The organism is Prolixibacteraceae bacterium (genome assembly GCA_019720755.1).
In the GTDB taxonomy this organism is placed as follows: Bacteria; Bacteroidota; Bacteroidia; order Bacteroidales; family Prolixibacteraceae; genus Halosquirtibacter; species Halosquirtibacter laminarini.
Genome location: CP081303.1, coordinates 4,132,862 through 4,156,042, shown reverse-complemented (window position 1 = coordinate 4,156,042; position 23,181 = coordinate 4,132,862). Strand labels below are relative to the sequence as shown.

Below are 23,181 nucleotides of genomic sequence, written 5' to 3'. Positions count from 1 at the left end.
TTACTTGATATTTACGTTCATCGCACCCAACATATTTCCATATACTGAGTTTAAAGCAGAAATATTATTATTTAATTGTTGTGCTTGTGATTGATATTTCTTAGCTTCTTCTACAGATCCAGCAAATACACTCTCCATTTCGCCCATCTTTCCTGTCATCGAATTAGCAACTGTTGCATATTGATTTGCAGAAGTTAGTTGTGCTTCATAAGATGAATTCAATGCAGATAACTGTTGATTCACTTTTGACATATTGGTTCCAAATTGTGCTGACTCTTTTTCAATAGCCGTACCCAAAGCTTTATGCGTATTTTCCAATACAGTAGAGGCTCCTTTATAAGATTCTAATACTGCACCTACAGATTTTTGCATATTATCTGATGCGGTCTCATTTGCTTGAGCAAATTTATCCATTGCAGACGAAGCCGATTTCATATTGTTTAAATAATCTTTCGTAGCAACAGTTGCATTAGAAATATCAGCAAAGTTATTTGCTGTATTAGATAAGTTTGTCAAACTCTTCTCCAAATTCTTTAGAACATCCTCCGAAACACCAGGCAAACTACTCACCGAAGATCCGCCACCATTACTTGGTACAGCTCCAGAAGCAATTTTATTAAATTGGTCATAAAAGTTATGACGCACGATACCCGCCTGCTCTTCTATTAGGCGATCTTCTTCAGATCCTAACTCAGGAAAAACTCGTTTCCAATCAGGAATATCCACTGGCTTATCAAATACACCAAGAAGGAATAAAAATACCTCAGCACCCATACCAATGGTAAGCATCATAGCACCACCTGGCCAGTGTTGAAGTTTAAACAATGCTCCTAATAATACGACAGCAGAGAAGAAGCTATAACAAAAACCAACAATCTTCTTTCCCTTGTTCGAATGCAAAAAATCACCTACACCCATTTTCTGATTTTTTAATTTATTTATTCTGTTTTATTTAAATTTCACGTCCCTTCTTTCAATCAGTGTGAAGACTTAGCCTATATGAACTTATATGCAATAAATCACAGGTTGTAACATTGATGATTCACCCTTTATCTCAATTCCCATTACTCTACAACATTAACTCCATTCACTAATCTCATGAATCAGACCGAATCACTTTTAACAACTCTTAGAAATCAACGATAAATGTAAGATTCCAACATGAAAATAGTAAATTAAAATTTACAATATGATAATAACATGTTGTAAAAAATACAATATATCTTATCAACTACCCACTTTTCATCACTCTAAACTATCATTAGAATGAATATTTTAAATTAAACATAAAAAAGAGGAAAAACCTCTTTTTTATGTTTAATATTTTAATTCATTATCATTTATTTAAAATTCATCTCCAAAAGAAGAACGGACGCAACGGAAACCAATATAACTTTTTGCAGTATCTTGATATTCGAAAGTTCGCGTACCTACTTGAAGGAAATATGCGATATCTTTCCATGAACCTCCACGAATCACTTTACGTTTCAATGCTGGAGGATCATCTGGCAACGCATTGTATTCATAATTTGGATTGGCATCGTGCATAAAATTATAAGTAGCCTCATCATAAGCAGAAATAGTCCACTCAGCTACATTACCTGCCATATCATAAAGACCATATCCATTAGGATCATATTTTGCAACTTTCGTGGTGGTCATCCCATTATCATCCGTATAATTCCCTCGTACTGGCTTGAAGTTTGCTAAAAAACACCCCTCATCATTACGAGTATAAACCCCACCCCAAGGATACATAGAGTGTTCTAGACCTCCACGAGCAGCAAATTCCCACTCTGCTTCAGAAGGCAGACGATAAGCCTGAACAGACTCTTGTCCATCATTTTGTAAAGATTCATTCTTAAAATGAGTACGCCAAGCACAGAAGGCTCTCGCTTGTTTCCATGTAACACCAACAACAGGGTAATCATCAAAACCCGGATGATAAAAATAGGTAGTTGCACGTGGCTCATTATATGAATAAGTATAATCACGAATCCAACAAAGTGTATCTGGATATACCAAAACCTTATTATTCATGATAAAACTCGAACGACCTTCAATAGGAACCTGTTTTCCTTCCAAGTCATATACCGTTCCTTCGTACTTTTTTGCAGTAGGATTATATGAATTTTCTCTTTTCGCAGCCTGCTTAAGGTCTACCCAAAAGAACTCAAAAACCAATTTATGTGGATCTAAAGCTTTTTTACCAAAAATACGATCACTCTCTTTATAATAAAGGTCCTCTAATGCAACCTGATTATCAGGTTCAGACCAATCTATTTTAGTATCCCAATTCAGACGAGGAGGGTCAATAGGATTCCCACTTTCGTCCTCTGAAACAAGATAACTATCAGCATCAGACTCACCCAACAATCTTCTTGCTAAAGAGTCTCTAACCCAGTATACAAACTGACGATATTCGTTGTTTGTAATCTCTGTCTCATCCATCCAAAAACTTTCTACTGTTACAGTACGGTTTGGAGACAAAGCAGAAGTGATATCTTGATCACTTGGCCCCATGTTAAAAGATCCCCTAGAAATATAAGTCATTCCATAAGGAATTGGCTCAAAATATCGACCTGTTCTATTTACCCCAACAAGCTCACCATCCATCGTCTGGCTACAACTTGCAAAAAAGAGTACGAGAGAACCAATGATTCCAAATAAGAAAAATTTTTTCATAACTTTCGCTGAATATGGCACTATAGTTTCCTTTTTTATTACAAATATCTTACGCTCTTATAATGATGGGTTCGCTTTTGTGCCATCGTAATACGATAGGATAAAAACACTTCATGAGAGCCAGAGCTATAAGATCCCAAGGAAGATGTTGTAATATCATACGAATAACCTATACGCAAACCACTTCTTAATCTAATTCCTCCCAAAACAACAACTGCGTCGTCTGGTCTATATGTAATTCCACCCCAATAACGTCCCTTATAAGTCGCCAATACGGATAGATCTAATTGTCCAACAACCCCATCATACTTATACAAAAATGATGGTTGCAATGTAACGTCCTTCCATGGAGACCCAAAAAAACCTCCTCCAGACAAATAGTAATTTCGGTTTACAAAAAGACTATTTCCTTGTGTTTCAAATTTTGCTTGATTAATATGCGAAACAGATGCTGCAAAATAGTAATATTTATGTTTATAATAAACACCACTACCAAAATCGAATGCTACACTTGCTATATCTTCGGTAGGTATCGCTGGATCATCTCCAAAATTTGGGTCTTTCCACTCAGGTGAGAACTGCTTATTTAAAATCCCCAAAGACAATCCAAAACGTAAATCTCCGCCCCCCAAAACGACCCCATAAGAGTAGCTCATCTTCACTGTAACATTTTGATAATAACCTATTTTGTCGCTATTAAAATTCAACCCAACACCATCCTTTTGACCCAATAATGGTAATTGGGTACTAATTCCGGCATCAGTTGATCTTGGGGCTCCTTCAAACCCAGACCATTGTATTCTATTTAACATATAAGCATCAATAAAGCGATCTTCTCCTGCCGCTGCAGGATTGATTGTCAACATATTAAACATATATTGACTATATTGCGGATCTTGTTGGGCTTTAGCAACGAAAATAGTTATTATATTTAAAACTAAAAAACATAAACTATAATTAATGTAAACTAAAACTTTGTGTTTGTTACTGCTCATTCTAGCGCAAAGAAATTTTTAAAAACGAATTCTACATATTTTCAAGTGATTTAATCGTCATCTGTATGAGCCACACACATTCTTTTATGTATAATAAAACGCCACAATCGATCAGATATTTCACCTTTACGGGACAGTTTATAATCATCCTCTAAACAAGAAACGTAGTCAGAGCGTAGATTATTGTACTCTACTGCAAACCACCATCGTTCAGATGTTTTATTCTTCATAAAATAGAGAACAACCCCATATGATTCAAGTGTTACAACAAAATGTTCCATGGATTCATCTTCTTGCTCCAAAAAGAAATCATTTTCTCGTTTCTCTAGCCCTAAGAGAAAATGCCACAACATTTGAGAAATAGAGCATGCACCTAAAAAGGTAGGATCAAAATCTACATGATACCCCCAAAAGGAAAGCATCGAAGCACGGTTACCCATACCATAATACCACATCATTTGACACATTTCAGTGGATGTCAATCCATTAGGATGTGGTATAACACCTCCAGGGGTATCTATTGATTTCATCACATCAATATGAATACCAACAGAAGTCGCATCACGAAGTTCTGGCTCTAATGCTTGAATATTATCACGAATTTGCCCTACTCCATAATGGCATCCTCCATCAGCTATAAAGCGATCCATTTTCTGTAAAGAATTAAGATACTTTTGACTACCTAAAACCATCAACATCTTTTTATCGGTTCTTTTCATCGAATAATTCCACTCTTTTATCTCCCCATTAGTAAGACTTGGAAATCTAGAATCAAACCAAATGACATTCCCTTTTTGAGGCTCTCTATTCAAAAAAGGAGCGAATAATGAAGTTTGGGAGCCCAAAACAATTGGGAAGGCACCCTGAGACATAATACTATTGATCACCTCATTAAAAGCAACATAAGTATCCATCATTTTCCGACCACTTCTAACATGTCCAACATCACAAATTGTCAACGATGGAAAATGGTCATATAGATCATAGATAGACTTACGCAGTGTATCATAATTTTCTCGACCTTGATCTGCCTCTTCTAGATCTAGAACACTTAGCAAAACTACAGCTCCAGTGCTAAAAACTCCTACTTCAGAATTTTCCGTAAATCTTCTTATTCTTCTTCCAAGTTTGCCATCCATAAAAGAAGAAGACGAGATCACCTCAAAATCAACCTCCTCAATCAAGTCTAAAAAATCCATATCATTCAATTAATTCAATACTTCAATCACGCAGTACAACCGTTAAAACTACAATGATTTATAGCTCTACATAAATTTAATGAAATATCTTAAAATTCGGACTTTTTTAGATCAAGAAACATTTTCATTTAAAATTAATAAAACAGACTCCTATTCGTTAGGTGAAAATAGACATATTATTTATCATAAGGACAATACAAACTTCTTTCCTAAATACTTCTCATTAGAAAAAATTCAATGCTCAAATCAACAGAAAACTCAAACTAAATTAGATACCAAACAAAAAGAAGTAACATAAAAGAACTTTGTTTTCTGTAAACCTCTTATTTATTTTAAAGAGTAAAATAGCAGATATCCATTCTCAAGTATTAGCCCAATAATGCAAAAAAACACCTGTCATGAACATATTATCAAAGTACCCGATCTCAATTTCATCAACACATCCTGCATGTTGAACATTCACTAAACGACGTTTTAAAAGTATATTTTCATACATTAAATTGGGTTTAAGAGCTATTTCCAGATGGATTCATTCGTACTTTGTCCATGGTTTGTCCATACTTCGTCCATGGTTTGTCCACCGATTCTCCATCGATTTGATGGAAAATCGATAGACAAACCATGGAGGAGATTCTAAGCAACCATGAACATAGTTACTATCAAACAACCTTTAAACAGCATTGGATGAACACACAGATCCCCAAGCATACACTCTATGCATGAGTAATCTTGTGGAGATAATCATATAGTTTTAAGGATATAAACCCCTTGTAGTATCCATTCTTCGGTTCTAGAATCCTCGTAGGCATTACCTAATAATCACCTCCAAAACAGAGGAAGTAGTGCAAAGTGAAGAAGCAATATGAGATAGACACATAAAAAGAGGATGTCCAACAAACAATGGACATCCTCTTTTATATAATATTCTTACAACAGAGACTATTTCTTTTCCGAACTACTCTTTGTAGTCGTTTTCTTTTTCGTTACAGTCTTTTTTGCAGCTGTAGTCTTCGTTGTCTTTTTGGTGGTAGTCTTTTTAGTAGCAGCCTTCTTCGTTGCCGTCTTTTTTGCAGCAGCTTTTTTAGGCTTTGGTCCTTCTTCGACAACCTTCATACAGTCTTCGAACGATAAATCTTCGACTACTGTATCCTTAGGAATCTTATAGTTCGACTTTTGGTAAGCAATATATGGTCCCCAACGTCCCATAATTACTCTCAAATCGACATCTTCCTCGAAAGTTTTCAATAGTGCTTTTCTATCTTTCTCTCTTTTTTCCTCGATCAACTCTACAGCACGATCCAATTCAATCGTAAGCGGATCGTCTACGTCTTTCTTTAAAGAGACAAATTTACTATCATGGCGCACATAAGGACCAAATCTTCCGACACTTACAGTCACCACCTTTTCTTCGTATTCTCCAAGTTGACGAGGCAATTTAAATAGATCTAAAGCCTCCTCTAGGGTAATTGTTTCAATACTTTGACCATGTCTCAAGCTTGCAAACTGAGGTTTCTCTTCGCTATCCTCTTTTGATTCACCAAGTTGTGCCATTGGTCCATAACGTCCAATACGAACAGAGACAGGCTTTTCGGTCTTCGGATCAACACCCAAGATACGCTCTCCTGAAGATCGTTCTGAATTTTCAATTACATCTTCGATATTAGCATGAAATGGCACATAGAATTCATCTATCATTTCGTTCCACACACGCTTACCTTCCGCAATCTCATCAAACTCCTTTTCAACCTTTGCTGTAAACTTATAGTCGACAATAGAGTCAAAGTTCTTCACCAAGAAATCATTTACAACCAACCCAATATCAGTTGGGAATAGCTTTCCTCTCTCAGCACCAGTAATCTCAGTACAAGTCTCGGAATCTAGATGACCATCTTGAAGCAATAAACGTTGATACTCACGTTCAGTCCCATCACGATCTTCTTTTACAATATAGTTTCTATTCTGTATTGTTGTAATGGTCGGAGCATAAGTAGAAGGACGTCCAATACCCTGTTCTTCAAGTTTTCGTACCAAACTTGCCTCTGTAAATCGAGGAGGCTTCTGGGTAAAACGCTGCGTTCCAACGATCTCAGATGGAACCAACACTTCCCCCTCATTCAAAGGTGGCAATAACCCCTTGTGAATTGGATTCTCTTGCCCTTCATCGTCTGTAGATTCAAGATACACACTTAAGAAACCATCAAAAACAAGGATCTCACCTGTTGCGACAAAATGCTCATCTGTTCCTGAAACACCGATTTTCACGGTGGTTCGTTCTAGTTTGGCATCTGCCATTTGAGAAGCAATGGTTCTTTTCCATATCAACTCATATAGCTTTTGTTCTTGCGGTGTACCAGGTACAGTAGCCTGATTCATATAAGTAGGACGGATTGCCTCGTGAGCTTCCTGTGCACCTTTGGCCTTAGTCTTAAATGTTCTTAAGTGATAATACTTATCACCATACTTCTCCACAATAGTCTCTTTCGCAGCATCTAAAGCCAACTGTGAAAGGTTTGTCGAGTCGGTACGCATATAAGTAATTTTTCCAGCCTCATATAGCTTTTGAGCAACGGACATAGTCATACTTACAGGAAAACCAAGTTTACGACTTGCCTCTTGCTGCAACGTAGAAGTAATAAAAGGTGGCGTTGGTGATTTCTTCGCAGGCTTTTTAACAATTGATTCAATATGGAACGATGCACCATTACATTGGTCTAAGAAATGCTTCGTCTCATCAAAAGTTTTAAAACGAGTTGAAAGTTCTGCCTTTAACTCTGAGCTCCCCACTTTTTCATCTTCTGTATGAAAAAGTGAAGTGACACGATATGCAGAAGTAGGCTGAAATTTCTGGATTTCTCGCTCTTGATCTACAATAAGTCTCACAGCAACAGACTGAACACGACCTGCCGAAAGAGAGGGTTTTACCTTCTTCCAAAGAACAGGAGAGATCTCAAAACCTACCAATCGATCCAAAATACGACGAGCCTGTTGGGCATCTACCAGATTTAGATCCAATAGTCTTGGATTATCTATCGCTTTGGTAATCGCACTCTTGGTAATCTCATGAAATACAATACGTTTAGTCGTATCAGGACTAAGACCAAGTACTTCCATAAGATGCCATCCAATTGCTTCCCCTTCACGGTCCTCATCGGATGCGATCCATATAGTTTTCGCGTTCTTCGCTGCTTTCTTTAATTCAGCAACTACCTTTTTTTTATCTTCTGAAACCACATAGCGTGGTATATAATTATTTTTCAAGTCAATCCCAAAGTCCTTTTTATCAAGGTCTCGGATATGTCCGAAACTTGACATGACCAAGAAATCTTTACCAAGAAATTTCTCTATGGTCTTCGCTTTGGCTGGTGACTCGACTATTACCAGATTTTCTTCCTTCATCTGAAACGGATTTGAAATATCAGCTAAAATACTATTCACAAAGTAACGAAAAAGCAACACGTTCATCAAAAAAACGTTTGCGTTTATTACAAAATATCAAAAATATCTGTTTTAAGCCTCCAAAGATTCAATATTTTCAACTTCTTGAATATAATTAATTATCTTTGAAAAGTAGGATAATAAAGAATCAAAAATGAAAGAACAGATCTCTTCTTTTAAAAAATACATCATAATTTTTTGGGCTATTATTGCCAGTGGTATTATTGGACTTGTGGTCTTTTTCTATGGAATTTCTGCAGGATGGATGGGATACATGCCAACTCTTGAAGAACTCGAAACACCTCCAAATAGTTATGCATCAGAGGTTTATTCCGAAGACAGCGTACTATTACGAAAGTTTTTCTATCGAAATAGATCTAATGTAGATTATCAAGATATTAGTCCTAATACCATAAATGCACTGATTGCCACAGAGGATTCTCGTTTCTATGATCATTCAGGAATAGACCTTATTGGTCTTTTTCGTGTAGTCAAAGGGGTCGCCACAGGGAATGAAAATGCTGGCGGAGGTAGTACATTATCTCAACAGTTAGCCAAAATGCTATTCCCGAGAGAAAAATTTGACCATAAGATAGAGCTTGTAATTCGTAAGTTTAGAGAGTGGGTGATTGCCATACGTTTAGAGAGAAACTTCACCAAAGAAGAGATCATCAAGATGTACCTAAATAAATACGACTTCTTGAATTTGGCTGTTGGAATCAAATCTGCAGCGCATATTTATTTTAGTACCACTCCTGATAAACTAACAATAGAGCAGTCGGCAATGCTAGTTGGAATGGCAAAAAACTCCGCTCTTTATAATCCATTGAGAAGACCCAAAATGGTGAAAGAGCGTCGAAATGTGGTTCTAAAACAAATGTATAAATATGGCTATATTACTGAAGGACAAAAGAAGGATCTACAAAAGAAAGATCTAGGATTAAAATATCAGAAAGAAGATTTTAAAGTGGGAGTTGGAACCTATTTTACGGAGTATCTGCGTACAATCATGCAACACAAAAAACCAGAGAGAAAGAACTATGCTTCTTGGCAAGATCAAAAGTTCAAAGAGGATCTTAACGAGTGGAACAACAACCCTCTTTTTGGATGGTGTTATAAAAACCGTAAGATGGACGGATCTCCATACAACCTATATAAGGATGGACTAAAGATCCATGCAACCCTAAACTCTAAGATTCAGATGTATGCAGAGAATGCTGTAAAAAAACACCTTTCTGTCAATCTACAGCCTGCATTTTTCAAAAACCTTAAGCATTATAACCATCCGCCTTTCTCTAACGATCTTTCTAACGACGAGATCAATGGGATTCTTAAGATGTCCATCAAACAGAGTGAGCGTTACCGTGTCCTAAAAAACAAAGGGAAAAAGTTTGATCAGATAATGGAGGACTTCAAGAAACCAACCCAAATGACGGTATTCTCTTGGAGAGGAGATATCGACACCATTATGTCTCCTCTTGATTCTATTAAATATGATATGAGCTTCTTACGATCTGCAATGATGACTTACGATCCACGTTCTGGGCATATCAAAGCCTATGTCGGAGGACCTAATTATCGTCATTTCATGTATGATATGGTAAAAGATGGAAAGCGTCAGGTTGGATCTACGGTAAAACCATTCCTCTATACATTAGCCATGCAGAATGGCTTGACTCCATGTACTAAAGCCCTCAATATTGAATATACCTTTACCCTTCCTGATGGTTCCACTTGGACTCCTCAAAACTCGGGTTCAGCAAAATATGGCGAAAATGTCACTTTAAAATGGGGGTTAGCGAACTCTGTAAACAACATCTCTGCTTGGATTATGAGACAATATAATCCGGAAGGAATGAAGAAGGTAATGAGAAAGATGGGAATCACGAGTAGAATAGATGCTGTTCCTTCTATGTTCCTTGGTACTACTGAAATTTCAATCTATGAGATGGTCGGAGCTTTTGGATGTTTCTCAAACAAAGGAATCTTTACCAAACCTATTTTTGTTACAAACATCGAGGACAAAAATGGAAATATTGTTGCCGACTTCGAACCATATAGAGACGAAGCAATCAGTAAGAACACCGCATATCTAATGATCAACCTACTTCAAGGTGTGGTCAACAAAGGAACGGGATCTCGCCTAAGATGGAACAAAGAGTATGGTAGATTTACGGCCGCACTAGGAGGTAAAACGGGAACGACACAAAACCATTCCGATGGTTGGTTTATGGGGGTTACTCCTGAGTTGGTTACTGGAATATGGACTGGAGCAAAACTTCGTAGTATCCATTTCGACAACATTAGAATGGGACAAGGTGCAAACTTAGCTCTTCCTATTTATGGATATTTCATGCATCAAGTTTATGACGACACCTCTTTAGGATATACACAAGACACTAAATTCGAAAAACCAGAAGAGTTTAATATAAGCCTTGACTGTGATAAGGATTCTGAAAAGGCGATCGAACAAAAAACAAATACTGTCATAGAAGAGGAGTCCTCTGATTTCTTTTAGTAATAAGAGCCTTTTTTAAGCAGTTTTAATACAATAGTTCACGATATAGGAACCAATCATTCAAAAACTTTTAATGATTGGGTTTTTTTTCTATATTGCGTAGTATCAGGTATAAGCATATTTTACCATGTTTGGGAATTCCGTTCAAATCGGAAGCTGTCCCCGCAGCTGTAATCGATCAAAGACCTTTGTATAGGGTTGAGATTGCACTACAATAGCCACTGTCTTTATCGTGAGATGGGAAGGAGTAGTTGCAAGAGATTGTAAGCCAGAAGACCGACCTGATAGGAAATGCTTTCGGGGTAAGAGTGAAGTATATTGTGATACTTAATTACACCAAACAAAGCAAGAGATTGCTGCCATAATCTCTTTTCCGAAAATACTGTTTAGAACCGGAAGTTACCTCCATAGCTTTCGGTTTTTTCTTTTATAATACTCGACAAACACCCTCTTTTTATATTCTTGGACTTCATAAAAGATCCTTTACATGCAGAGTTATTCCAGAATCTAAACAGATAATCTCACGATATACTCCTTCTCTGTATCTTCTCCTTCAGCAAGTCGGTTGTTTACATCTCTATTTAACATTCTGATACAAAATCAATTCTATTCACTTCTTGAAAAGGAAAAGAACAAGGGTATATACACTCTTAATGAGATGTTAAATACACTCTATCGTTAAAAAGCTCCCTGTTTACCTACACTTATTTTAATATATTTGCATGCTTGATAACATAATTTAATTTCTATGCTTTCAAGAAGTAAACCTTATTATGCCTTAATACTATGGCTTCTACTCTTTTTTTCATGTAAAAAAGATGTCACTAGTGAATATATTACCGACAGTCCAAGTCAAATAGTGGTAGAGTGTATAGTCTCACCTCAAAAAACTTGGAATGTTTGTATCGGACGCACCTATCAATTTACTGAAAGTGTTCCCAATATTCATATCCCTCCAAAAGACATTGAGGAAGCCTACATCATCGAGGATAGAAATAAAAAGATCCCACTTCATTACGACGAAAACGCCTATGCTTTCGTTCATAACAGCTCTCCTAAAGAAGGAAGTCATTATAAACTTGTGATTAAACGCAAAAACAACCCAGATGTTATAGTAGAAGATACGGTACCCAAACAATTCGAGGTAGAAGAGGTTTTTGGAAATATTCGTACAGTAAAATTCTTTGTAGAAAGTAACGACTCACAGTCATGAAAACAAAACTTCATCAAAATAAAAGGGGATTTTAGCCAAAACACCTTTATTAAAATAGATCTTCGTGTCATCAAACATCATAGTGAAAGAAATAAAATAACAAAGACCATTTTAAGGTAGAATCGTATATGATAAATCAGGCAATTTTTTATTGTAAAGGATCTTCTTGACAGCTATGTCTTCCTTAGAAGATCTTTTACCTGTCTGATATTGTTTTACTACTACTCTAACTTGAACTATAAGTCCTTGTTTCGTTATTGTTTTTCCAATCAAATCCGCTACTTGATTAACATCTGTCAATAAAGTGTCCTTTAAACTTCTATGTACTTGTGAGAATAACAATCTCTCAATCGGATTATATTTAGAACAATATGGCGGATAGTGCACTATCGATATTTTCAGTCCGATCTTAGCCGCAAGTGCTTGCAACAGTACTTTGAATAAGTGATGCCTATATCCATTGGCTCCACCGCAATCGCAAAGTATCAATATCTGTGTAACCTCAGGATAATTGTAAACTCCAAAGTTGTTCCACCACCACAATAAATTCTCAATGACAAACTCCGCGGTTTCATGCGAGTCTCCTATAGACATATAATCATTGTTGTGTTTTATATCATAAATACCATGTGGAATAGCTTTACCTGTTGTTAAATATGAATAGTCATGATCGTAAACCTTCGGAGTTCCTTCTTTTTTGCATAATACTCCTTGATCTCTTGTTAATTGCCCGAGGACTTCTTTTTTCTTAGTGTCTATACTTATGATTGGATTGTGTGGCATGTTGGTAAACAGCAACATTAAAACTCGTATGATATGAAATTGTTCTTCTCTATTTTTACTTTCACCAGTACTTATCGATTTACTAGGTTTGCGGCGACAGTAACCGTTGTTTTTTAATATTCTTTTAATCTGCCCATTAGACAGTGTTATGTCATATTTCATTAGAATAAACGTTGCAATATCACAAGGTCGAAGATGAGTCCATTTTACATTTGGGTCCGTTGGACTTCCTTCCATATGATCTGCAACATAAGACAAAATCTTATGTGTAAGACCTTCTAGTTCATCTTCTTTTTTTTTCTACCTCCTCCAGTTTTTCGAATTCTTTTGTGTTGGGGATTAAAATCTTCAGACTCAACTTCCTTCACTCCAGACAATATCGTTTGACGACCACATCGAAAAACCTCAGCTAAGTAGCGTTGACTTCCATAGCCTAAACTTAGGTATTCATATGCTAAAAAATGACGCTTCTACTTTTCATTCAGACTTTTATAGTAAGCCAATTTATTTGTCGTGGTTCGAGGGTCGTAAAAAATCTTTCGTCTTGCCAATTTGTAGTCTTATTTTAATTCAACATAATATGTAAAATTACATAAAATGAACAAATTTTGGTCTACTTAACTGGTATAGTTTATAGAAATTGCTTCACAAAGAAGATTCTCATGGTAGATCGATCATAGATATGCTTTGGAATACCAATAGTACGGAGATCTCAGAGATAACCACTGTGAATAAAAAGATAGAACTATATGGATTCGTAAATGTTTCATTAAGGCACAATATGAATTTAAGCTGCGGAGTACGAACACTAGTAAACTTTGAAGAGAACTATGTCGCATATCAAACGGCATTAAACTTTGATTTCTCCTCGAAGAGTTCTTTAATCATGAGTGCTGGCCAATATTTTAATACTTTACCAAGTAATTTCTATCATCATGATTTCACTCTTCAACAAAGCCAACAGTTTGCAGTAGACTACAACTACACTTCATACAAAACATCTTTGGGGATTGCATTCTTTATGAAACAAGAGAAAGGAGGGAACTATGTCCACTACAATAAAGAGATAGATAGTCAAAAGGTTAAGGGAGTAGAATTGATGTATCGACAGGCTATTGGAGACCAATGGATGTTCGAAATTGCCAATACATGGATAGATAGTAAGATGAGTATAGACCAACACTCTTACGTAGGTGATCGAGATATGGACTATTTCATAAAGAGTTCTCTGCAATACAAGAATAGCAACGGTCTCTCTGCGACTTTATCATTTCAATCACGACAAGGAGCTTTATATACACCTATTGTAAGCACAAGAACATTTAATCAATATAAGATTCCAGTTTACGATAACCAATACAATAATAATCGTTACAATCACTATAATCGATTAGACGTAATGATAAGCAAATACATTGCATATAAGAATCATTCGTTGGTCGCTTTTGCTTCCGTAAACAATCTCCTAAATAACCATAACATCTCCTCTTTTTACTATGATCAAGACTTCGACTCAAAATATAATAATTACTATACATTACGAACCTTTTACTTAGGCTTTGTATGGAGATGGGACTATCAAAAATAACAAAGGCCATCATTGAATTATACAAAAATAAAACAGATAATCCTATGAGGATTGTTCTATGCATCTATAAAAGAGAGAGCCAAATCTATTAATGGGGCTCCTAGATCTCAATGTGAAATATTTACTATCCATGCTTTTTTATCGTACATTTGAACTACAAAAATTGGAACTTTTTATACGATGAATATTACGGATTTTAGGATCACAGACTATCTTGAGACACTGCAAAAGATTGCAGAAGGAGAGAGGGTAGAGATTTCTCAACCCTATGGACTTGTTAGAGAATCACACTATTACTATAGCAATCTATTTCCTCATGCTATTGGTAATATTGCATCAAGTAGAACTGCAATAAAGGAGATTCGTAAATACCGAAGATTGGCACCACACCTTATACTCCCTCAACGTGTTGTGACCATACACCATTCGGCATTCAAGTCTAAACTATCCTCTTCTAGTTTTCAAGTTTTTCTTAGCGAAACAGACGATGAAGAGTCCTATAGTATTCCTGTTGAAAAACTAGAAGGTTACGATCAATTCCACTTTGATGCGTTTCCTTATGCTACACTTTCTACTGAATATCGATTAGATTGGAGTCGTATGATCATTTTAATGATACGTCAACTTCAAGAATTAGGAGCTGTAGTTTCGGTTGAAAAAGAGGATAAAAAGTCATTAAAAGAGGCATATGCAAAAGAAATTGGCGAAAGATTATTCGTAGACAAGTGTGAAGTGCCTTCCCCTCTATATATTCAACTAAAAGAGGCAACTGTCTTTGTTCTACCATGTAGAAACAAAAAGGTAGAGATTAGAGTCGTGGGATCTATCGCACCCTATGAGAGAGAGATACTTGAATCTCTTAGTCCGAAGATATTTACTTCAAGACACTTGGACAATCTATCCATAATAGAAAATAAAACGAAGGTTTTTGACCAGATGATCTTTGGAGAATCATTCCCTCTAGACAATCTTTTTGAATGGACCAAAGGTCTAAAAAATGAATGCCTAAAACTTCATGAAATAGTACCGTCTCTGAGAGACACTATTGCTATATGTGATCGTAAATACGATATGTACAAAGAGGTTAATAGCTCAAGATCCCTGATGAAAAACTACTACTATCGATATGGAGATGAGACAGATGAAATCGCAGAGATCATCTATCAAAACATACATCGTTTGGATAGAACGGATCCTACGTTAGCTTGGGAAAAAGCGGAAAAGATATTTCAAGAACAGAATGAATTTTTGGGAGGGAATTGAAAAATATAAGAGCAAAGGAATCATCCTCTGCTCTTATATCTATGCAACTGTATTACTCTACTGTCACCGACTTCGCAAGATTACGAGGTTGATCGACATCACATCCTCTGTTTAAAGCAATGTGATATGCAAGTAACTGTAAAGGTATCACAGCAACTAATGGGGAGATTGCAGGATGACAACTTGGTATCTCGATGAAATCATTCACCATCTCTTTAAGATTCAGATCCCCTTCATTTAAAACTGCAATAACATTTCCTTTACGAGCTTTTACTTCTTGAATGTTACTCACCACTTTTTCATAATAATGATCCTTAGGAGCAACTGCCACTACAGGTAAATTATCATCGACCAATGCTATAGGACCATGTTTCATCTCTCCTGCAGCATAACCTTCTGCATGAATATAGGAGACCTCTTTCAACTTCAAAGCACCCTCTAATGCAACAGGGAATAGATATCCACGTCCTAAATACAATGCATTAACAGCATCGCTATATTTGTCAGATATAGATTTTATTTTATCCTCTTTCGAAAGAGCAACACGAACTTTATTCGGTACTTCAAGGATCTCTTGAATCAAAATCTCATACTCACTTTGATCTATAGACCCCTTCTCTTTTGCTATCTGAATTGCCATTAGAGTAAGTACCGTTACTTGTGCAGTAAATGCCTTTGTAGATGCCACACCGATCTCTACTCCAGCATGAGTATATACCCCTGCATGAGTCTCTCTCGGAATACTAGAACCAACGACGTTACAAACGCCAATAATAATAGCACCATCCTCTTTTGCCTTCTTTATAGCAGCTAAAGTATCGGCTGTCTCTCCACTTTGAGAAACAGCAATAATAACATCTCCTTTGTTGATAACTGGGGTACGATAACGAAATTCTGAAGCATACTCAACCTCAACAGGGATACGACAATATGTTTCAATTAGATATTCGGCAACCAATCCGGCATGCCAAGAGGTACCACATCCAAGAATAATAATCCTTGGAGCCTTCACCAACTGTGGCATCACATCAATCAAACCACCAAGTACTATAGATTTTCCATCAACGGCAATTCTTCCTTTGAATGATTGCTCGATAGTCGTAGGCTGTTCGTAGATCTCTTTCAACATATAGTGTTCATAACCACCCTTGTCTAGTTGATCTACTTGAATATCTACTCTTTTTATTTCTGGTGTAACAGGGTTGTTTTGGATAGTTTTAAGTGTAAAACTATTCTCTTCAATAATCGCAATATTAAAATCCTGAAGGTAGATCATTTGATTGGTGTATTCCACCAAAGGAGTCGCATCCGAACCAATATAGTATTCATTATCACCAACCCCTATTACTAGAGGACTACCTTTACGAGAAGCGACAAGTCTTTTGGGCTCATCATCACACATTACAATTATACCATAGGCTCCAACAACCTTCTCTAAAGAGAGTCTTACAGCCTCTTCTAGAGATCGATTATCAATCTTATTATATACATACTCAATAAGATTCGCCAGAACTTCTGTGTCTGTCTGAGACTGAAAAGTATAACCTTTCTCTTCAAGACGTTCTTTCAAGATAGCATAGTTTTCGATAATGCCATTATGTACTAACGTAATTTTACCATTCTGTGACTGATGGGGATGAGCATTCTCGTCACTAGGTTCTCCATGGGTAGCCCATCGGGTATGAGCAATACCAATATTTCCATCCACCCTTTTATCAGCAACAAAATCTTCAAGATTGGAGATCTTTCCTTGCTTCTTATAAATTCGGGTTGTTCCATTTGATAAGGCGATTCCAGATGAATCATAACCTCTATACTCTAATCTCTTTAAACCATTAATTAAGATGTTATAGGCATTCTTTTTACCTATATAACCAACAATTCCACACATACGCAAATAAACTAGGTTGGGGTAAATAATTTTCTACTTCCGTAATGAGGTGGTGATATCAATAGTTGTGTGTATATATGATATAAAAAAAACCCTATTACTCATTCTTATAGTTGGAGTACATAGGGTTTTTCATCTTATATTAATCATTAATTTCTCTCAGAGATACCTTTCTTAACATAGATCAATTCGAACTCTATCCCTTGTTCACTTTTATTACTAAATAGTACCGCTCTTTGTGTACTAGCGACTCTGTTAAAAGGAATAAGATACATTTTAGAATTCTCTACTTTATCATGAAGGTATTTGATTACATGTTTGGTCATATCAAACACATAAGAAGACGATGAGCTACTGAAGCTTCCTGCGATATAAGCCCCATTCTCATTATCACGTAGATCTCCATCTTCTGAATCCTTAGGAATATAACGAAGTGTCATTACTCGAGGAACACCCATTGTCCTATATTCAGAAGCAAGTGTATCAACATGAATCTTTAAAGTTGCTTTGTTTATAAAAATCTTATCATTTCCATAAAGATTATCATCTGGAGCATCTACATCGATAGAGTCACTTTGAACAGTCCATCTATCTTTGAGTTCACTAAGAATATTAAGCTTAACAACGGATCTTAATCCTTCGTTAGGCTGAACATATAGATATTTAGAAGAGCCTCTCTCATTACCTAATTCATCAGCAACAGCGGTACCAGTATAGTTATGCTCCATTTTAGGCACTGTAGCAGAATATTTGGTAGAGTATAACGAGATAACTTTCTGAACATCTTTTGTGTCGTTCTCATCATCCGTAGACTCATCAGGCACTGTCGTCGTTGTATAAATATGCATTCTGATACGAAGATCCACTGGATAGGTACTCATTCCTTTTGAAATAGAATAAGAACCATTAGTGGTGATCAATGCACCCGTTCTATTACTTGGAACATTCTGAGGTTCGAGATATATACCTTTTACCTCTTTCACAAAAGCATCCCCATTTTCATAGATTAGGTTGCCACTCTCATCTGTCTTATCCCAAAGAGAGATAATATGTTTTGCATACTCTTTTGTAACCACTATACGAGCAATTTGAGTAAGCGTATCTGCACCAGACATTTGTTGGTGTGGTGTAAAAGTTCCATTACCAATAACCTTGTCCGAAACCAATGAGGTAACATCGAAAGAAGACATATAAGCTTTGTCTTTATCCAGACTTCCAGAAAGCTCTTTTACAACAATATTTTGTGGAGTTAAAGTATCTCCTGTAAACGATCGATAACTTAAAAGGATCACTGCCGAATCCAAAACAGAAGTTGCATTAATCTCTGGTTTATGAGTCAGTCTCATTTGTGTTGCAATCGAACCTTTCGTTTGACCTAGTAATGGGTCGTTTAATACTCCAAAAATACATGCACTAGGTTCATCCACACGAATTGGACTATCTCGCTCATAGAATGAGTCTGAAGTATTATTATCCTTTAGTGTTACCACCTGTAACATTTGGTCATCAGGGATAAGTTCCAATCCGAGATTATTGTTCTTCTCTTGACAGGATACAAAAGCAAATCCTGCTATAAACAATAATAACAGGATTTGATTTTTGCTTTTAAGTTTATCTATAATCATCAAAGCTATTTCCGTTTAAAAAGTTTATTCGGCGGAATTTAGTAAAAATTTGTCATAAAATTGGTTAAACTCCTCGACATATTTATCCTCATCTTGAAACGGTAAGAATGGCTTTCCTGACTCTTCGATATATTTTTCTAACTCAGCATTGATAGTTTCACTACCTTTAATGACACCATCGACATGATCAACCACCATCTTATTGAAATTAACGTAAGTAGGTTCATCAATTTGTGATAAAGCGTCTGCTGGAATTTCATCATCCATTAGCTTTTTCTTCAATTCACTATCAAGAGGTGTTTCGAACTCTGAAGCATAAGGAGAATATACAATCTTAGTATCAGCAAGAAGTGGATTGTCTTTGTACATGTGCTTCAAGAACACTGCAACAAGACCAGTAAACCAACCTTGACAGTGGATCACATCTGGTGCCCATCTTAGTTTGATAACCGTTTCAAGAACTCCTCTTGCAAAGAAAATAGCTCTTTCATCATTATCACTATATTCATTTCCTTCTTTATCAACCAAGGTTGCTTTTCTTTGAAAATAGTCCTCATTATCGATAAAATACACCTGCATTCTAGCTGCTTGAATCGATGCAACTTTAATGATAAGTGGATGGTCTGCATCATTCACTACCAAGTTCATTCCAGAAAGACGAATCACCTCATGCAACTGATTTCTTCTTTCATTAATACATCCAAATCGTGGCATGAAAGTACGAATTTCTTTCCCTTGTTCTTGGATACCTTGAGGTAAGTTTCTTCCGATCTTAGATATTTCCGTTTCAGGCAAGTATGGTGTTATTTCCTGAGAGATAAATAGAACTTTTTTCTTTTCCATTTCAATGTCAAATTTATGGTGCAAATATAAGCAAAAAATGACAAGCAATCAATGTTTTCTTGTTAACCATCGTTATTTGAAACGTTCGATGCTTTTTTCGATGTAATAATTTTTGTTACTTTGTCAGCTCAAATATTCACGCTCCTTGAAAGCTCATTATCAACAACAAACAAGAAGCGTGATTTTTGAAAGATCGTTTTTTAACTATACAAAATGAGGATCGAGAAGACCAAGCTATCCATGAACGCTATCTTAGATGAAAAGCGTCAAGAAGGAACTATTGGATTTGTTCCTACCATGGGAGCATTGCATGAAGGACATTTGTCGCTAGTGCAACGCTCTGTGAATGAAAATGACTATACTGTGGTATCAGTCTTTGTAAACCCTACACAATTTAATAACCCTGAAGATCTTAGCACTTATCCACGTACTCTCGAAGCAGACGTCGAATTACTTAAAGAAGCTGGATGTGACATGGTTTTTGCACCTTCAGTAAAGGAGATGTATCCAGAACCGGACCATCGTACTTTTGATTTTGGCACACTAGAGACAGTAATGGAAGGAGAAATGCGACCAGGTCATTTTAATGGAGTAGGCCAAATTGTAAGCAAACTATTCGACTATGTTCGTCCAGATCATGCCTATTTCGGAATGAAAGATTTTCAACAAGTAGCAATCATCCAAAGACTGGTGGAGTTACTTAATTTGAATGTGGAGATAGTACCTTGTGATATTATTAGAGAAGAAGATGGATTAGCTAAAAGTAGTCGCAACTTACTTCTTACTGAAAATCATAGATTGGCAGCCCCCACAATATACAAAGTATTGAAAGAGTCTGTAGCTTTAGACAAAGCATTGACTGTTGAAAAAACCATTCAAAGAACAATAGCAGAGATAAACAAAAACACTTTATTAGAGGTGGAGTATTTCTCTATTGTAAATGATCGTACACTTCAGCCAATGAACAAATGGGAAGATGCAGAGAGAGCTGTTGGTTGTATTGCTGTACAAGCAGGAGCTGTACGTTTGATTGATAATATTGTTTTTAACTAACGCGAGACTTAAGTATTAATAGTGATGCAAATAGAAGTATGTAAATCTAAAATTCACCGAGCAAAAGTAACCAACGCAGATCTTAATTATGTTGGTAGTATTACTATCGATGAAGATCTGATGGATGCAGCGAACTTAATCGAAAACGAGAAAGTTCAAATTGTAAATGTCAATAATGGAGAACGTCTAGAGACTTACTGTATCCGAGGCGAAAGAGGTTCAGGTGAAATATGTTTAAACGGACCTGCTGCAAGAAAAGTAGCAATGGGAGATATTATCATTATCATCTCCTATGCACGAATGGACTTTGAGGAGGCAAAATCATGGGAACCTTCTTTAGTTTTTCCTGATGAGACGACGAATGCTCTGGTATAATTATTAGAGTTTAAAAGATATTTTAATACAGATCATAGCGAATACCATCAAAAGTATTCGCTATTTTTATATCTATTCTCACTGAAATATATAAAATAGACGCTTTTATGGCTAAGATTAAACATACCTTTGTTTGCCAAAGTTGTGGTGTTACCTCTGCAAAATGGGTAGGACGTTGTAACTCTTGTGGTGATTGGAATACTTTCGTAGAAGAAGTTGTTTCAAGTAAGGACACCAAGAATAATGCCTCTATTTCCTCTATCGGTCATGTAGAGGCAAGACCTTTTAGGCTATCAGAAATTAGTATAAAAGAGTCTGATAGACTCGACACGAATAACGGAGAGCTAAACAGGGTTCTCGGCGGAGGTTTTGTCCCAGGAGGGATTACACTTCTTGGTGGCGAACCGGGTATCGGGAAATCAACACTTGTACTACAAGTTGCCTTGAGTCTAAACGACAAGAAAGTTCTTTATGTTTCAGGAGAGGAGAGCCTTCAACAATTAAAGCTACGCGCCTTAAGAATCAATAAAGAGAATGAAAATTGCGTCTTCTTAAGTGAGACAAGTATGGAAAAGATACTTTTTCACGTAGAAAAGGAGAAACCCGACCTTTTAATTATTGATTCCATTCAAACCGTAGTAACCGAACACCTTGAAACGGCAGCAGGAAGTGTAGGACAGATCCGAGAGTGTGCTAATCTTATTCTCAAAACAGTAAAACCTCTTCAGACCCCAACACTTCTTATCGGTCATATTAATAAAGAGGGGTCCCTTGCTGGCCCAAAGATACTAGAACATATTGTAGACACTGTTCTTCAATTCGAAGGAGATCGAAACCATCTTTTTCGTATCCTAAGAAGTTCTAAGAATCGTTTCGGTTCCACTTCTGAGCTTGGTATCTTCGAAATGGAACAGACCGGTCTTAGAGAGGTCATCAATCCTTCAGAACTTCTTCTTTCTAATCATGACATGCAACTAAGTGGCACCTCCATATCCTGTGTTCAGGATGGAATGCGTTCTTTTATGATTGAAGTACAAGCACTTGTTTCATCCGCAGCATATGGTACCCCGCAACGTTCGTCTACAGGTTTTGATATTCGCCGATTAAACATGCTTCTTGCTGTATTAGAAAAGAGAGCTGGCTTTCGTCTCATGGCAAAGGATGTCTTTTTGAATATAGCAGGGGGAATTAAAATACAAGATCCTGCAATGGATCTCGGTGTAATCACCTCGATCCTTTCCTCTAATTTTGATCTTGCAATCGACACCCGTTGTTGTTTTGCTGGAGAGGTAGGGCTTACAGGAGAAATTCGCCCTGTGAACCGAATAGAACAACGAATTATAGAAGCCGACAAATTAGGGTTTAGACGAATATATCTTGCTGTATCCAATCCATCAAAACTAAAAAACATAAAAGCTCAGATTGAGGTATGTAATGTTCGAAGAATTGACCAGCTTGTAAAAGCTCTCTTTGCTGGGTAATAATCAGATAGTATTGTTCTCTTATATATAAGGCAAGGGTTGGGGATATACATTGATAAAAAATGTAAATAGGGAGGCTTTAGAGAAAAACAGTAGTCTCCATTCTTGTCCAACCTGTCATAGATACAAATAAAAGAGATGACATCAGAGAATTTGAACTATTATGACACTTTTGAAATTGGCAAGTTGACCCTTAAATCTTGATTAACTCTATTTTTTGTAGATTTGTAGTAC

General features: G+C 36.4%; 16 protein-coding genes and 1 riboswitch. Of the genes, 7 read left to right on the top strand and 9 right to left on the bottom strand.

What is annotated here, in order from left to right:
* The 5 genes from gldL to topA all read right to left on the bottom strand — a co-directional run bounded on the left by gldL (window position 1) and on the right by topA (window position 8,275).
* Entirely contained in the window at window positions 1–918 is a 918-nt protein-coding gene (gene gldL, locus K4L44_16475) for a gliding motility protein GldL (GenBank protein ID QZE14103.1), read from the bottom strand.
* A 426-nt stretch (window positions 919–1,344) separates the two neighbouring features.
* Complete coding sequence (locus K4L44_16470) at window positions 1,345–2,685, bottom strand: SUMF1/EgtB/PvdO family nonheme iron enzyme (protein QZE14102.1); 1,341 nt, start codon at window positions 2,683–2,685, stop codon at window positions 1,345–1,347.
* 38 nt (window positions 2,686–2,723) lie between these two features.
* Complete coding sequence (locus K4L44_16465; GenBank protein QZE14101.1) at window positions 2,724–3,680, bottom strand: type IX secretion system membrane protein PorP/SprF; 957 nt, start codon at window positions 3,678–3,680, stop codon at window positions 2,724–2,726.
* Window positions 3,681–3,730: 50 nt separating this feature from the next.
* Window positions 3,731–4,879: an arginase family protein gene (locus K4L44_16460; GenBank protein ID QZE14100.1), complete on the bottom strand. Its 1,149-nt coding sequence runs from the start codon at window positions 4,877–4,879 to the stop codon at window positions 3,731–3,733.
* Between the two features lie 939 nt (window positions 4,880–5,818).
* Entirely contained in the window at window positions 5,819–8,275 is a 2,457-nt protein-coding gene (gene topA / locus K4L44_16455; protein QZE14099.1) for a type I DNA topoisomerase, read from the bottom strand.
* Window positions 8,276–8,468: 193 nt separating this feature from the next.
* On the opposite strand from topA, the gene K4L44_16450 reads away from it, so the two are divergent.
* Together K4L44_16450 and K4L44_16445 are read left to right on the top strand one after the other, a co-directional pair.
* Entirely contained in the window at window positions 8,469–10,832 is a 2,364-nt protein-coding gene (locus K4L44_16450; protein ID QZE14098.1) for a transglycosylase domain-containing protein, read from the top strand.
* A gap of 90 nt (window positions 10,833–10,922) precedes the next feature.
* A riboswitch (cobalamin riboswitch) is annotated at window positions 10,923–11,132 on the top strand.
* A gap of 448 nt (window positions 11,133–11,580) precedes the next feature.
* Window positions 11,581–12,045 (top strand): DUF4249 domain-containing protein, encoded by a 465-nt coding sequence (locus K4L44_16445; GenBank protein ID QZE14097.1) that lies wholly within the window; start codon window positions 11,581–11,583, stop codon window positions 12,043–12,045.
* A 111-nt stretch (window positions 12,046–12,156) separates the two neighbouring features.
* On the opposite strand, the gene K4L44_16440 is transcribed toward K4L44_16445, so the two are convergent.
* Entirely contained in the window at window positions 12,157–13,086 is a 930-nt protein-coding gene (locus K4L44_16440) for an ISAzo13 family transposase (protein ID QZE14096.1), read from the bottom strand.
* Window positions 13,087–13,468: 382 nt separating this feature from the next.
* On the opposite strand from K4L44_16440, the gene K4L44_16435 reads away from it, so the two are divergent.
* A complete protein-coding gene (locus K4L44_16435; GenBank protein QZE14095.1) occupies window positions 13,469–14,416 on the top strand; it encodes a hypothetical protein in 948 nt (315 codons plus the stop codon).
* 180 nt (window positions 14,417–14,596) lie between these two features.
* On the top strand, window positions 14,597–15,679 hold the full coding sequence (locus K4L44_16430; protein ID QZE14094.1) for a hypothetical protein: 1,083 nt from the start codon (window positions 14,597–14,599) through the stop codon (window positions 15,677–15,679).
* A gap of 52 nt (window positions 15,680–15,731) precedes the next feature.
* Here K4L44_16430 and glmS read toward each other — a convergent pair whose 3' ends face one another.
* The 3 genes from glmS to K4L44_16415 form a co-directional block, all read right to left on the bottom strand.
* Complete coding sequence (gene glmS, locus K4L44_16425; GenBank protein QZE14093.1) at window positions 15,732–17,570, bottom strand: glutamine--fructose-6-phosphate transaminase (isomerizing); 1,839 nt, start codon at window positions 17,568–17,570, stop codon at window positions 15,732–15,734.
* A 149-nt stretch (window positions 17,571–17,719) separates the two neighbouring features.
* Window positions 17,720–19,198 carry a DUF4270 domain-containing protein gene (locus tag K4L44_16420; GenBank protein ID QZE14092.1) on the bottom strand — a complete coding sequence of 493 codons (1,479 nt, stop codon included), beginning with the start codon at window positions 19,196–19,198 and terminating at the stop codon, window positions 17,720–17,722.
* Between the two features lie 21 nt (window positions 19,199–19,219).
* Window positions 19,220–20,038 carry a glycogen/starch synthase gene (locus K4L44_16415; protein QZE14091.1) on the bottom strand — a complete coding sequence of 273 codons (819 nt, stop codon included), beginning with the start codon at window positions 20,036–20,038 and terminating at the stop codon, window positions 19,220–19,222.
* Window positions 20,039–20,251: 213 nt separating this feature from the next.
* Between K4L44_16415 and panC the strand changes: the two genes are divergently transcribed.
* The 3 genes from panC (at window position 20,252) to radA (ending at window position 22,947) form a co-directional block, all read left to right on the top strand.
* On the top strand, window positions 20,252–21,091 hold the full coding sequence (gene panC, locus K4L44_16410; GenBank protein QZE14090.1) for a pantoate--beta-alanine ligase: 840 nt from the start codon (window positions 20,252–20,254) through the stop codon (window positions 21,089–21,091).
* A gap of 24 nt (window positions 21,092–21,115) precedes the next feature.
* Window positions 21,116–21,466: an aspartate 1-decarboxylase gene (locus K4L44_16405; protein QZE14089.1), complete on the top strand. Its 351-nt coding sequence runs from the start codon at window positions 21,116–21,118 to the stop codon at window positions 21,464–21,466.
* A gap of 107 nt (window positions 21,467–21,573) precedes the next feature.
* Complete coding sequence (gene radA, locus K4L44_16400) at window positions 21,574–22,947, top strand: DNA repair protein RadA (protein QZE14088.1); 1,374 nt, start codon at window positions 21,574–21,576, stop codon at window positions 22,945–22,947.
* Window positions 22,948–23,181: the final 234 nt, after the last annotated feature.

Bases quoted from the DNA above. Each gene is read 5' to 3' on its own strand.
- gldL (QZE14103.1), bottom strand. From the start codon at position 918: ATGGGTGTAGGTGATTTTTTGCATTCGAACAAGGGAAAGAAGATTGTT.
- K4L44_16460 (QZE14100.1), bottom strand. From the start codon at position 4,879: ATGGATTTTTTAGACTTGATTGAGGAGGTTGATTTTGAGGTGATCTCG.
- K4L44_16405 (QZE14089.1), top strand. From the start codon at position 21,116: ATGCAAATAGAAGTATGTAAATCTAAAATTCACCGAGCAAAAGTAACC.
- K4L44_16470 (QZE14102.1), bottom strand. From the start codon at position 2,685: ATGAAAAAATTTTTCTTATTTGGAATCATTGGTTCTCTCGTACTCTTT.
- glmS (QZE14093.1), bottom strand. From the start codon at position 17,570: ATGTGTGGAATTGTTGGTTATATAGGTAAAAAGAATGCCTATAACATC.
- K4L44_16445 (QZE14097.1), top strand. From the start codon at position 11,581: ATGCTTTCAAGAAGTAAACCTTATTATGCCTTAATACTATGGCTTCTA.
- K4L44_16430 (QZE14094.1), top strand. From the start codon at position 14,597: ATGAATATTACGGATTTTAGGATCACAGACTATCTTGAGACACTGCAA.
- K4L44_16415 (QZE14091.1), bottom strand. From the start codon at position 20,038: ATGGAAAAGAAAAAAGTTCTATTTATCTCTCAGGAAATAACACCATAC.
- topA (QZE14099.1), bottom strand. From the start codon at position 8,275: ATGAAGGAAGAAAATCTGGTAATAGTCGAGTCACCAGCCAAAGCGAAG.
- radA (QZE14088.1), top strand. From the start codon at position 21,574: ATGGCTAAGATTAAACATACCTTTGTTTGCCAAAGTTGTGGTGTTACC.
- panC (QZE14090.1), top strand. From the start codon at position 20,252: ATGAGGATCGAGAAGACCAAGCTATCCATGAACGCTATCTTAGATGAA.
- K4L44_16465 (QZE14101.1), bottom strand. From the start codon at position 3,680: ATGAGCAGTAACAAACACAAAGTTTTAGTTTACATTAATTATAGTTTA.
- K4L44_16450 (QZE14098.1), top strand. From the start codon at position 8,469: ATGAAAGAACAGATCTCTTCTTTTAAAAAATACATCATAATTTTTTGG.